Below are 12,627 nucleotides of genomic sequence, written 5' to 3'. Positions count from 1 at the left end.
CATTATGCTGAAGGCTAAGAATAGGCATTCAAATTCTGGTCAACCAGCATTACGAGCGGCTTGGTGCATCCACATATATCGAGAGCGACGGGACATACCCGTCTACAAAGCGGTAAAGCTGCGCCGGACGCTGTGAATAAGCAGTAGAGCATTCACCTTCAACTGGCTCTACGATCGGATGGCTTCTCGTATTCAGCATTTTTCGAATAAAATTGGTCTTCGTAATGGTATAGGAGGGTACCACGGTCTGAATGACCTGCAGCAGTTCTGCAAGCGTAAAGGTCAGATCAAGCAGCTCGCGAGCGATCGTGGTCACCAGCATCTTGCGCTCTGTATGCTTCCTGGCATCCTCCAAGATGTTACGATGGTCAAAGGCCAGCTCAAGCTGGAGCGCTTCTTCCATCGAAAACAATCGAACCTCCTCGGCATCGTCGTTCGCCTTGCGCTTCTCAAGATACCGCTCATTCACCAAGGCCACGAATGCAGCGGAGATAACCCAGCCGCGCTTATCTCGTCCCGGCGTATCATATAAGCCCAGCAGCTCCAAGTGAATATCATCGACACCTGTCTCCTCTACGAGCTCCCGCTTGGCAGCCTCGTACAGCGTCTCCTGTGGAGAAGAGAAGCCGCCTGGCAGCGCCCACTTCCCTCTGTCCGGATGGCCTTTCCGCTTAATCAGCATCACCTTAAGCTCTCGCTTAGGCAGGCTCTTCGTGCTGCCCGTTATCGACTCACTCGTTACGGTGAATAGCACAATATCCGCCGGGACCCCAATCGGACGTTCATAGCGGGTAGGATCATAGCTTTGTAAAAATTGTTCCTCGGTCATGGTTGTATCGGACATGAACATCACCTCATACGCGAATTCGTTATCTGTATCTTATATGGAATGATGGCAGAAGTCAATAATACCATTTCAATAATATTGTTTAATGTATTAAAAATGTTTTTCTACCCTCCCTTAACCCCTACGAGCTTTTTCCGTACTTATCATAGACAAACGCTACCTTTTCGCTTTCAATAGAAATAAATCAACCGATTGATCATTTGATTCGTATACATAGGTATATCCACATCGGTATTGCCGTTCATGCTGTATGCCTTGCCCATTGCATCCTTGCAATGAGGGATGGCTGTACGGCTAAAACAGAGTACTCATCATTAAAGGAGTGAAGAAATGAACCACCCTAAGCAAACTGCTGTCCGCAGCTGTCATATGCTTGCCATTCCCTTTATGGTCTTGCTGCTTATTTTGGGAACAGTCTTACCTGGTTCAGTATCGGCTGCTGCCTCACTGCCTAAGAAGCAAGGGCTTGTCCAAGATACAGCCGGTATGATCCCGAAGGAATCCATTTTCTATATTAAGCAGGCTGCCCAAGGCCAGAAGTATACCTATTACCTGCTCACGGTGGACAGCTTTGAAGGAGAAGAGCCAAGCACCTACGCCACCAATGTCTATCGCTCCTGGGAGCTTACCACGGATGAGATCCTGATCGTTCTCTCCAAGCAGGAGCGCCGCGTGGAGATGAATTTTAACAATGCTGCGCTTCGGGACAAGATTGACGCGCTGCCAGATGACTATAACGGAGACGGCCAGGTTGGGCAGAAGCTGAGTGAATTTGTGGACGCCCACTTCATCCCGGAGGCTAAGAAAGGGAATTTCGCTCGAGCGGCCATACGGCTGATGCAGGCAACCGAGAATTTAAAGGCCGCGCCTGGTGCGGATACACCTGAAGATAAAGCTCCAGCAGACACAGATCAACAGGACTCATCCAATACAACATCCCCTTCCAATCCATCCAAGGATGCAAGCAGCAATGGAGTCTCTAGCCCTCATAGTGGCACGAACTCTCAAGTGAATAAGGGGCCTAGCCTAGCCGAGCGCCTTCAAAGCTTGCCTTGGTCCACCATTGCGCTGGTTATGCTTATCTCGGTGGCAGCTGTGTTTGTATTGCTGTTCTTTTATCGACTGTTCATGTATAAACGGCTCATGCAGCGTATTCCGGACACCATGTCGGATGCAAGCAAAGGGCTCGGCCGTGTTCAAACGTATTCGAATATTTATCAAGGCAATACGCTCCAAGAGGCGAAGGAGATTGAGGTTCAATTGACTGACAATCTCATCATCATCCAAAAAGCTGGTGAAGAGCTTCGCCGCATTAAGCTGCTGCAGCTTCTGATGCCGAGCTATAAGCAGCAGTACAAAACGGCAAAGGAACTGGTTGAAGCTCGCAATGAGAGCAACAACCTGCAAATCGCTCGAATTGCGAAGATTGAGGAGACAGAAAAGGAACTTGTGCAAGAGCTGCAGACAAGTCGTGAACGGATGCAGCAGCTAGAGCGGCTCTATCGTGCAGAGCAGCACACAAGAAGCTGGTCGCTCATTGAGCTTGAACAGCGAGGCCATCAGATCATCCATCAGCTTCAAACCGTTGATGATATGGATGCCTTCGATCCCGTTGGTGCGAATGAGCTTATGAATCAAGTTCAAAGAGCGCTCGAGCAATATGACACGGATGTAAAAGCGGTTTCTGGCTTTGCGGAGCGGTATCGCCAATTTGCAGACACAAGACAGCAGGCCGTTCAAAAAATAGAATCGATCGTAAACGAGCATCGGCTGAAGCTGATCCGGATCGATCCTTATGGAACGCTTGACCAAGCTCAGCAGCAGAATGAGCAAATGCTGGAGCAGTTGAAGCTCGGCCGAATGGCCGAAGTCGCGAAGCTTGCCCAGTCTTCTGCCCAGTTGGTGACTGATGCCGTGCAAATGACCATTCGCATCAAAGAGCTGAAGCTCCGAAATGATCAAGATATCGAGACGCTTCAACAACAAGTTGTTGCCTATTCGAAGCTGGACCTGACTACACAGTCCTGGTCCACCCATGCAGAGCAGCAGTATCGGAAGAAGCATTGGGAGAATGAATACATGGAGGTCCATCATGGCCGTTCTGCCATTACGGAGGCTCAGCGGGAACTCGCACGCATTCGACACTTGAGCTCAGAGGAAATACAGGAATATGAGGAAGCTCATCAAATGCTTGATCTGCACCTCAGACAGGTGCAAGAGCAGCATGAGCTGGCAAAGCGATTCGAATCCCTCGTGCAAGGACTGGATCAGTCATTCGAGCAATCACGCCGTCTGCAAGGCCGGGGCGATCAGGCATTGGATAAAGGGATGACCCTTATCGTCCGTCATGGCTTGGTTCGCATGTGGTCACAGGAGGAAAGTGAGCTCTCGAAGCTGAAGAACGGGATTCAGCAAATGATGACAGCCCCACCATATGATGTAGAGCTGTTAGCTGATCTCGCCATGCAGTATCAAGAGCGAGCAGAGCGCTATCTTCAACAGGTGGAATACGCGTCCGTGCAGAAGAAAAACGCCGAGCGGGAAATTCAGCAGCTGGAGCGCCGGTATCAGTCAACCTATCGAAAAGCGAATCGCAAGATTCATGTGTCAAGATATCAGGCGCAGCATGCAAGCATCATGTCTTCAGTGAATGATCTAATGCGAAGAGGCTCCTATGACCAAGCTGCTCGGGAAGTCGCGCTCTTGGCTGGCCTCATTTCTACTATGGATGCCGCTTACCAATCTGTTCTGGCAGAGGAACGGCGCATCGAAGAAGCGAAACGTGCAGAGCAGCGAAGACGTGAGCAGGCAGCGTGGAACAATAGCAGCAATAGTTCGGTGGGATCAAGCTGGGGAAGCAGCGATAGCTCTAACAGCTCCGGCGGTTCTAGCTGGGGTTCAGATAACAACAATAACAATCAATCCTCTGGCGGTTCCAACTGGTAGATTAAGTTCACGAAGGACTTTATCTTTCATCATGTAAACAAAAAGAAAAGACCTTTCTCTTCAGGATCAAGCATGCGTCCACTCTAGATTTGAATTTGGAAGAATGCCTATTCTTCCAACTGCTTTCAAGGCATGCTCGATCGCTTAGTCTGAAGAGTGAAGGTCTCTTTCTTATGCGATCGATTAACGATCCAACTGCCGACGGAGCTTCTTGACATCCTCATCGGAAACGTCCTTGTCTCCATAGCGGACATCATTATACACGGATGCAAGCTGTGATAACGAGTTCTGTTCTTCTCCGCGCCGATCGCTTGCAATGCTGTGCAGCGTTTCTGAAGGAGTAAGATACTCGTGGCGCTCATAGCCGTCTTTAACCGCACGCTTCACCTGGTCTCGATACAGGAACCGAATCCGCTCCTTGTTCGTCGCGAAGTCCTCGATGCGCGTGCTTCTCCTGCTTATTCGCTCCATCACCTTAGAAAAAGGCTCTGTCATACGATGGCGAAGGCGTTCCCACTGGAACAAATCCGTCTCCTCATCCACATATCCTTGACTGATCGTTCCCCCTTCTTGGCGCTTTAGCCAACGGGTGAGCTTCTTCCATAGTCCTGGCATCCAGGTTTTGATCATTTTTTTGAATAAAAGATACAATACCCATGCCGTCAGCGCTATGACAAGCAGCCATCCTGCTCCAATCATGATGCGCTCAAGCAGCTTGGCGAATGCACTCGGCTCCTTCGCCTCACCAAGTCCCGCTAAGAGGTCATTCGGATTACTAGTCGATGACGGTGGCAGCGCAGGCTCTCCTGTCTCACCCGGCTTCAAGATCATGGCCAGCCAATCATGCAGAAGCTGCGTTACCCGGTCCATAACGGAACTGAACAGAAGCAGAACGATGACCACCACTCCAACGATAAACCATACGAGATATCTTCTGTTAAAGGAATGAATGGATCTCGGAACCTGTCCTTCGCTTCCCTTCAACGCTCGGTTTGCTCTTACTAGCTGCTGATGATTGCTATCAAAGAGCAGGATCAATAGAGCGATCATGCCCGTTACGGATAAATATCCATTTAACACCTCGATGTCATCCACATAGTGAGATGCTGCGTAAACAACAAGAGTTAATCCGATTCCAGTAAACTGCCAATGCCGCTCGATCATGGCTCTAGGACGAGACATCGCTTGAATGCCTCTTATGAACAAGAAGTATAGAACTAATCCAAGCACCGCTTCCTGCCAAGTAAGCCAGAACTGGGTCATCCCTGCGATCAGCCCAATCCCCAAAAGGAAACCGATAGCCACAAGCCACAGCCGTTCCCTCTTCCAGGGAATAAGCAATCGCCAGACAGCACCTGCCAGTGCCATCAGTGGAAACCAAAGGAACCACCATATATTCCATTCGCTCTCAGGAAGCAGCAGGCATGCCAATCCTCCGTAGATCGGAAAGAACATCACATATTCAACCCATACCGCTAGCCATCTTTTGATGAAGTAGGAAGCCCTTTTGGAGGTCGTCATGCGCTTGCCCCCTCCCCTGTAGTCTTCTCATCCTTTTGCAGCTTGATGATATCCACCGTATTGCCGCGCTGGCGTATCCGTCGGATGCTCGCTTCCGCGTCATAAGGCTCAATTGGCGATAAAATAAGAAAGTCTGTGTTCGAGGCTTCCTCCCATTCCTTCATCATCGTCATAAAGGATAAGGACAGCTCAAGCTTAAGCTTCGCCATCGCTTCCATCATCGCCTGCAAGTGATGAGACCCTGCGGCTGACGGGATCAGCATCATCTGTCCCTTTGGCATCTCAGGCAAATAGGCGTTGCAGCAGAAGCCTGTCTCGATGCCTTGCTGGATCGAGACATGAGCGATCGAGGCTGCATAAGACAGCGCCTGCTCTACAAGCTCAGGCTTGGTTACCTTGTCCCACATCTTCTCATCGGTTTCCACATTCACAACAATCATCAACTTGCGATCAGCGGTGTAATCCAATTGATGCACTTGCAGCGACTGCGTTCTCGCTGTCGCCTTCCAATGGACAGACTTTAGAGAGTCCCCCGCCTGATAAGGACGGACCCCCGACTTCCAGAATGGATCCTCCATGATCCAGCGCCGTACCGTAATATCGCCAATCCAGCTTTTATTCGAGAATGGAATATCTCGTAGATTGACGATCGCAGGATAGACCATTAGCTCAATCTGAAGCGGGATTTGCTTAACCTTCTCCGATACCCCGAACAGATCTCCTACTGTTAGCGTAGCCGTATCCAGCTTGAAGACACCGCGCTTGGTGCAAGTTAATTGATGCCTTCTTATCACCTGACGGTAACCGTTTAACGAAAATAAGCTTTTATGATTCTGAGACACGTCGCCAATGCTCATCTCTAGATTCGTCTGGCTTTCAAAAAGTAATGAACTTGGGATCATGGACTCAAGCCGCACCCACGGCAAAGGCAGAAGCTTATCATTTCGGATCATCTCGACCATTTCAAGCGATTCACCTGCATACATGCGATCTTTCGTAAAGTGACGTGAGTAGCTTAGCCGTTTAAGGGATAACCGATTATAGAGCAGACCAAGTCCCGCAACTCCAATGCCTGCGAATAACAGCAACCAATGCAGAGGCATGTTCGATCACTCCGATACAGAAGGCTCGGCAGGAACCGCAACCTGCTTCACAATCGCTTGAAGCGCTTTTTCTGCCTGCACATCGCGTGAATGCTGATTATGATGAAATAGCAGGCGGTGTCCAAGCACAGGGACGAGCATAGCCTTTACATCATCTGGAGTGACATAATCTCTTCCTTTGATGATGGCATACGCTTGAACCGCACGAAGCAGCGCCTGACTGGCACGAGGACTTGCACCAAGGGCAACATCCGGATGCTGTCTGGTAGCCTCTACAAGGCGAACGATATAGCTGATGATCGCTTCATCCACTCGGACATCGACATAATGCTTCTGGCAGGCTACGATCTCTTCCTTCGCCGCTACCGGCTTAATGGAAGCTAGCGGGTCGTCCGCACGGAAGCGTTTAAGAATATCGATGCCTTCCTCAAAGCTTGGATACCCTATAGCAAGCTTAATCATGAAGCGATCAAGCTGAGCCTCCGGCAAAGGGAATGTCCCATAATTGTCCAATGGATTCTGTGTCGCCAATACGAGAAACGGCTTGTCGAGAATATACGTCTCTCCATCAATGCTGACCTGCCGCTCCTCCATGCATTCGAGCAAGCTGGACTGCGTCCTAGGCGTTGCTCGGTTAATCTCATCTGCCAATAAGATATTTGTAAATACAGGACCTGGTCGGAAATGAAACTCTCCGCTTTTCTGGCTGTAGACATTCATGCCGGACAAATCCGTTGGCAGCAAGTCAGGTGTAAATTGAATGCGCTTGAATTGCCCATCGATCGACTTGGCAATCGCCTTTGCGAGCAAGGTCTTTCCTGTTCCCGGCACATCTTCCAACAGGACATGCCCTCCTGTAAACAACGCTACAAATAACAGGTCAATCGTCTCTTCCTTCCCCACAATCACCTGGCTCACATTTTGTTTAATTCGGCGTGCAAGATTTGTAATTTCTAAACGTTCCATCGTATCCCTCCAGTGGTCAAGAAGCAGCCGCTTTACCTGACCGACGGTCTCTTGTCGGCTTGAGTAAGTGCTTACAATTCAAGCGAGATCATATGTATCGAATATGCTTCTCGATGATGCTTATTCCTTTTGTGTTCGACAGCTGTCTTCATTATCCTGCCTTCCCTGCTCCTTTCGCCCCTTGTCCATGATTCATGAAAGCTTCATTTGCAGGGGCAAGCCGAGTTCGATACAATAGAGAAAGAAGATACGCTGTCTGCTTTTCTTGGCAGAAGCACGTGGAAGGAAGTTGATAGACGATGGCGAACACCCACACGTATTCACGCGGTGAAGAGATTGCCAACGCCATAACACACGGCATCGGCGTTGTGCTCAGTATTGCAGCCTTAACCCTACTGATCGTATTTGCAGCAATCTATGGCGGTCCGATGCATGTCGTAAGCTTTACGATTTATGGCGTAACCATGGTATTGTTGTACACGGCCTCAACCCTGGTACACAGCTTTCCTGAAGGAAAGGTCAAAGACTTGTTTGAGACGTTTGACCATTCTTCCATCTACTTGTTTATTGCCGGAACCTATACGCCAATTGTATTGCTTGCCCTGCCTCCTAAGCTTGGATGGACACTGTTCGGGATTGTATGGGCCATTGCCATCGGTGGTGTCGTATTTAAAGCCTTTTTCACGAAAAAGTTCCTATTTGCTTCCACAGCCCTGTATCTCTTAATGGGATGGATTATTGTGATTGCTTGGGGGCCACTGACCAGCACAATGCCTGCAGTCGGGCTTAACCTGCTTGTTACAGGCGGGATCCTGTATTCGGTCGGCACCATTTTTTATGTATGGCGTGCATTTCCGTTCCACCACATGATCTGGCATCTCTTTGTACTTGCAGGATCCATTACTCACTTCTTGAGTGTATTGACTCTCGTGCAGATTTAGCTGACCTATTATTCCTTTATGGAATGAAGCCGTGGTGTTTTCAATACCATAAGATCTTCAATTTTATATGATTATGGAAAGCAGCTCTTTCGCCTATGGAGGAGCTGCTTTTTTTGATGGATTCGCTCATCCCTTCTCTATTTGCATTGCAAACAAGAGTTCGCTATACTACGAGTGACACAAAATGCCAACCCAATACGCGCTGATGATGGTCATCATGCAATCCTTTTAGGAGGGATACAATGTTTAGAACCGTGGAAGAGTTTTTGAACGAATGGAATGTTGAAACCCAAACCACAATGAAAGTACTGCAGCAGCTTACTGATGCCTCTCTTTCGCAGCAAATTGCGCCTGAACACTATAAGCTAGGCGAGCTTGCTTGGCACATTGCCCACAGTATCCCAGTATTCGCACAACAGATTGGTCTTGAAACCATCAGCCTCGGAGACTATCGCAACACGCCTGAGGAAGCTTCAACGATTGTTGAAGGATATGAACAATCCAATAACAGCTTCGTAGAGGTTATCAAATCCTCGTTTAACGATGAAGCTTTGAGCGAAGTTCGCAATGTCTTTGGACGCGACAGTTCCAATGCGAATACTCTTCGCTTCCTCATTCAGCATCAAGCCCATCATCGTGGACAGATGACCGTTCTGATGCGTCAAGCAGGACTTGTGGTACCTGGCGTATATGGGCCAAGCCGTGAAGAATGGGCTGCCATGCAGGCTCAAGGATAATTCATCCTTTGGATAAGAAAGAGACGGGTCTCTTAAATAGAGCCCGCCTCTTTTTTTCATATGTCAATCCTATATGGATCATGGATTCAATTCGGCCATACATTTAATGAAGAGTCCCCGCGCTGAATGTCGATGTCTCCTCGACATCCAATGCCTCAATCGTCTTCTTCAGCGCTTCGATAACCTGCTCAAGCGGCATGCTCGGCTTGCCGGGGTGTTGCACGGCCTGTTCCGGCAAAAAAGGAATATGAATAAAGCCTCCGCGAGCGCTTTGTTCTGCTCCTATAAGACGAAGCTCATGCATGAGGGCGTAGAATGTGGAATTGCACACATACGTACCCGCCGAATAAGAGACCTGGCACGGAATGCCTGCTTGCTTCACGTGCTCTACAATCGTTTTGATCGGCAGCGTCGTCCAATAGGCTGCCGGTCCTCCTTCAACGACGGCAGCATCTACTGGCGCTTGACCGTCATTGTCTGGAATTCTCGCATCCATCAAATTAATCGCAATGCGCTCTACCGTAATCTCCGCTCGTCCTCCTGCTTGACCTACGCATATTACAACATCGGGCTGAAGCTCTTGAATATGCTTCCTTAGCTCGTTCTGTGCTCGATCGAATACGGTAGGCAGCTCGCGGGACTTTACCTCATACGAACCAATCACCTGCCCGTCTATTCGGCGAACCGCTTCCCAGGATGGGTTAATCTTCTCTTCCATAAAAGGCTCGAAGCCTGTCAGCAATATGCGCTTTCCTTGTTTGTTCATTGTTGTCCCTCCTCTGCCTGATACGATTGAATCTTCTTGGTCATCCTGTTAATAGCTTCATTTTCAATCCTGCTTCATTATGTTATGGTAGTAAAATTGAAAGGAGTTGTCCATCACATGAGTCAATTAAGCCAAATCGATATCCCCTCAATCATCCTGCTCGTGCTCGCTGGATTAGGGCTAATTAGCGGCAACTCAACCGTTACCATTGCGATGGTCGTGCTGCTGCTGCTTCGAGTAACAAAGCTTGATGCTCTCTTTCCTTGGATTGAGAAATACGGGCTTACTATAGGGATTATCATCCTTACAATCGGGGTCATGTCCCCCATAGCCAGTGGAAAATATACGCTCGAGACGATGCTCTCATCGTTTATGAACTGGAAATCGCTGCTTGGCATTGCGATCGGGATCTTCGTCTCGTATCTGGGCGGTCGCGGGGCCCATCTTATGAGCCAATCGCCTACAATCGTAGCGGGTCTCCTCCTTGGAACCGTCATTGGGGTTGCCCTCTTCCGCGGCGTGCCAGTGGGACCATTGATCGCAGCAGGATTGCTGTCCCTTATCATTGGGAAAGGCTAAGGATATTTATAGAACAAAGGCTAAAAAAGCTCACCATATAGCGAATCCCTATAATTGTTTTTTACCAATTTCATTGCAAAATTTGGATTGACAATGCAAAGAAATGGATGCTAGAATCTACAAGGCAGGCATGACGATCGTGCCCATAATGAAGTGAAAGGCAGGTGCTAACTGTGTATATGATGATTGATCTACATCACCATGATCTAACAAACCATAATTTCATACATGGAGCCCTGCAGAAGCGTACATAACCTCTCTTACGGATCGCGAGAAGATGTTGACTCTAGGTGTCGACTGAACCATCGCTCGATTTGTAACCTCTTTAGAGAGCAATGCATCATCATACGGGCTCATCGGCTCGTATGCATATTCCATTGTTGCCCACAAGGTATATCGTTTACGACGGTATACCTTTTTTGTTTGCCTGTACCTTTAATCAGAAAAGGAAGTGAAAGATTCATGTTTGACGTATTAAAAAAGCTCGGCTGGTTTTTCCGTGAGCATCGCAAGCGTTATGCGATAGGGATCGCCCTGCTAGTGATCGTTGGCATCCTAGAGCTTGTTCCACCACGTCTCCTTGGCTCTGCCATTGATGACATTGTGTTCGGCACGATAACGTGGGACAGCCTAACGTACTATATCCTCTATATATTAGTATCGATGGCGATTATCTATGTAATCACATATATATGGATGTATTTGTTGTTCGGCGGCTCTATCCTGGTAGAGCGCAAGCTGCGCTCCAAGTACATGGGGCATTTGCTGAAGATGACCCCGCCTTTCTACGAAAAATTCCGTACGGGCGATCTCATGGCCCGCGCTACGAATGATCTTCGCTCCGTATCCGAGACTGCCGGCTACGGCATGCTGCTCATTACCGACTCCACCGTCTTCCTGCTTGTCGTGCTCGTTGCGATGATCAGCTTGATTAGCTGGAAGCTTACCCTTGCGGCGCTGCTGCCGCTTCCTATTATCGCGCTGGCGATGAAGGTGTTCGGTAAGATGATTCATGAGCGCTATACCATTGCACAGGATGCCTTCGGCGCCATGAATGATCAGGTGCTGGAATCCGTAGGCGGTGTACGCGTTATTCGCGCGTATGTTCAAGAGCAGCATGATGAGAAGCGATTCCGGGATATTGTTCAGGACGTGTATAAAAAGAATGTGGATGTAGCCAAGGTTGACGCCATGTTCGACCCTACGATACGGTTCTGCATCGGCCTAAGCTATATGATTGGGCTTGGCTATGGCGCATATCTAATCATCCATAACGAGATCTCTATTGGCGATCTTGTCGCATTTAATATGTATCTTGGGATGCTGATCTGGCCGATGTTTGCTATTGGCGACCTGATTAATATTATGCAGCGCGGCAATGCCTCGCTAGACCGTGTAAATGAGACTTTGAACTATGAGCCGGATGTTAAGGATGGCAAGGAGAGCCTTCCTATCGATCTTCCAGAAACATTGACATGGAAAAACTATCAGTTTCGTTATCCGACCTCTACCGTGGATAACTTGATCCATATCAATCTGACGCTGCAAAAAGGCCAGACGCTAGGCATTGTTGGCCGCACCGGCAGCGGAAAGTCCACCTTTGTGAAACAGTTGATCAGAGAATACCCTGTCGGATCTGGCCAACTGCTTGTAAATGGCCATGACATTACAAAAGTTCCTCTCGACCAGCTCAGAGGCTGGATTGGATATGTGCCGCAGGAGCAAATTCTGTTCTCGAAGACCGTGAAGCAAAATATTCTGTATGGACATGGGCAAGGTTCAGAACAGGATGTGCACGATTCCATTGAAACGGCTTCCTTTACACAGGATGTGCCTACTCTTGCAAACGGCATTGAGACGCTTGTCGGGGAAAAAGGGGTTGCCCTGTCTGGCGGTCAGAAGCAGCGCGTTTCCTTGGCCCGCGCCTTTATCGCGAAGAGTGAAATTCTTATTCTGGATGACGCCCTGTCCGCAGTCGATGCACGGACGGAAGCAAACATTATTGCCAATATTCGCGCTGAGCGTGCAGGCAAGACAACGTTTATTACGACGCACCGCCTCTCTGCCGTAGAGCATGCGGATCTCATTATCGTGATGGATGAAGGCCAAATTGTGGAGCAAGGCACTCATGAGGAGTTAATGCAGCGGGGCGGCTGGTATCGTGAGCAATATGAGCGCCAGCAGTTGGAGTCTTCTTTATAAGCATGTGAAGAATGAGAAT

10 protein-coding genes are annotated in these 12,627 nt (G+C 48.8%); 5 read left to right on the top strand and 5 right to left on the bottom strand.

Translation table 11 applies throughout. From position 1 onward, the window contains the following. Positions 1-49: 49 nt before the first annotated feature. A complete protein-coding gene (locus tag I2H74_RS05895) occupies positions 50-844 on the bottom strand; it encodes an NUDIX domain-containing protein (RefSeq protein ID WP_229106425.1) in 795 nt (264 codons plus the stop codon). A 333-nt stretch (positions 845-1,177) separates the two neighbouring features. On the opposite strand from I2H74_RS05895, the gene I2H74_RS05890 reads away from it, so the two are divergent. After that, positions 1,178-3,793 carry a TPM domain-containing protein gene (locus I2H74_RS05890; RefSeq protein ID WP_195572412.1) on the top strand — a complete coding sequence of 872 codons (2,616 nt, stop codon included), beginning with the start codon at positions 1,178-1,180 and terminating at the stop codon, positions 3,791-3,793. A 183-nt stretch (positions 3,794-3,976) separates the two neighbouring features. On the opposite strand, the gene I2H74_RS05885 is transcribed toward I2H74_RS05890, so the two are convergent. The 3 genes from I2H74_RS05885 to I2H74_RS05875 are packed head-to-tail and all read right to left on the bottom strand — an operon-like array spanning position 3,977 to position 7,383. Further along, positions 3,977-5,314: a DUF4129 domain-containing protein gene (locus I2H74_RS05885; RefSeq protein WP_195572410.1), complete on the bottom strand. Its 1,338-nt coding sequence runs from the start codon at positions 5,312-5,314 to the stop codon at positions 3,977-3,979. Continuing rightward, the gene (locus I2H74_RS05880; protein WP_195572408.1) at positions 5,311-6,417 is read right to left on the bottom strand and encodes a DUF58 domain-containing protein; all 1,107 of its coding nucleotides are present in this window, start codon (positions 6,415-6,417) and stop codon (positions 5,311-5,313) included. Before I2H74_RS05880 ends, I2H74_RS05885 begins: the two co-directional genes overlap by 4 nt. 6 nt (positions 6,418-6,423) lie before the next feature. Beyond that, positions 6,424-7,383, bottom strand: coding sequence for an AAA family ATPase (locus tag I2H74_RS05875; RefSeq protein WP_195572406.1), 960 nt, complete (start codon positions 7,381-7,383; stop codon positions 6,424-6,426). Positions 7,384-7,682: 299 nt separating this feature from the next. Between I2H74_RS05875 and trhA the strand changes: the two genes are divergently transcribed. Together trhA and I2H74_RS05865 are read left to right on the top strand one after the other, a co-directional pair. Beyond that, entirely contained in the window at positions 7,683-8,324 is a 642-nt protein-coding gene (gene trhA, locus I2H74_RS05870) for a PAQR family membrane homeostasis protein TrhA (protein WP_195572404.1), read from the top strand. Positions 8,325-8,566: 242 nt separating this feature from the next. Further along, positions 8,567-9,061 carry a DinB family protein gene (locus I2H74_RS05865; RefSeq protein ID WP_195572402.1) on the top strand — a complete coding sequence of 165 codons (495 nt, stop codon included), beginning with the start codon at positions 8,567-8,569 and terminating at the stop codon, positions 9,059-9,061. A 103-nt stretch (positions 9,062-9,164) separates the two neighbouring features. On the opposite strand, the gene pcp is transcribed toward I2H74_RS05865, so the two are convergent. Then, complete coding sequence (pcp, locus tag I2H74_RS05860; RefSeq protein ID WP_195572400.1) at positions 9,165-9,827, bottom strand: pyroglutamyl-peptidase I; 663 nt, start codon at positions 9,825-9,827, stop codon at positions 9,165-9,167. 135 nt (positions 9,828-9,962) lie between these two features. Between pcp and I2H74_RS05855 the strand changes: the two genes are divergently transcribed. Both I2H74_RS05855 and I2H74_RS05850 read left to right on the top strand, forming a co-directional pair. Then, positions 9,963-10,406, top strand: a complete 444-nt coding sequence (locus I2H74_RS05855; protein ID WP_195573379.1) for a DUF441 domain-containing protein — start codon at positions 9,963-9,965, stop codon at positions 10,404-10,406. Positions 10,407-10,868: 462 nt separating this feature from the next. Continuing rightward, positions 10,869-12,608 carry an ABC transporter ATP-binding protein gene (locus I2H74_RS05850; RefSeq protein ID WP_195572398.1) on the top strand — a complete coding sequence of 580 codons (1,740 nt, stop codon included), beginning with the start codon at positions 10,869-10,871 and terminating at the stop codon, positions 12,606-12,608. Positions 12,609-12,627 lie beyond the last annotated feature (19 nt).

Origin of the sequence: Paenibacillus sp. 1001270B_150601_E10, assembly GCF_015558675.1 — a bacterium.
In the GTDB taxonomy this organism is placed as follows: Bacteria; Bacillota; Bacilli; order Paenibacillales; family Paenibacillaceae; genus Paenibacillus_B.
The sequence above is the reverse complement of the archived record's forward strand: the minus strand, read 5'-3'. Positions and strand labels throughout refer to the sequence as shown.

Bases quoted from the DNA above. Each gene is read 5' to 3' on its own strand.
- I2H74_RS05895 (WP_229106425.1), bottom strand. From the start codon at position 844: ATGTCCGATACAACCATGACCGAGGAACAATTTTTACAAAGCTATGAT.
- I2H74_RS05890 (WP_195572412.1), top strand. From the start codon at position 1,178: ATGAACCACCCTAAGCAAACTGCTGTCCGCAGCTGTCATATGCTTGCC.
- I2H74_RS05885 (WP_195572410.1), bottom strand. From the start codon at position 5,314: ATGACGACCTCCAAAAGGGCTTCCTACTTCATCAAAAGATGGCTAGCG.
- I2H74_RS05880 (WP_195572408.1), bottom strand. From the start codon at position 6,417: ATGCCTCTGCATTGGTTGCTGTTATTCGCAGGCATTGGAGTTGCGGGA.
- I2H74_RS05875 (WP_195572406.1), bottom strand. From the start codon at position 7,383: ATGGAACGTTTAGAAATTACAAATCTTGCACGCCGAATTAAACAAAAT.
- trhA (WP_195572404.1), top strand. From the start codon at position 7,683: ATGGCGAACACCCACACGTATTCACGCGGTGAAGAGATTGCCAACGCC.
- I2H74_RS05865 (WP_195572402.1), top strand. From the start codon at position 8,567: ATGTTTAGAACCGTGGAAGAGTTTTTGAACGAATGGAATGTTGAAACC.
- pcp (WP_195572400.1), bottom strand. From the start codon at position 9,827: ATGAACAAACAAGGAAAGCGCATATTGCTGACAGGCTTCGAGCCTTTT.
- I2H74_RS05850 (WP_195572398.1), top strand. From the start codon at position 10,869: ATGTTTGACGTATTAAAAAAGCTCGGCTGGTTTTTCCGTGAGCATCGC.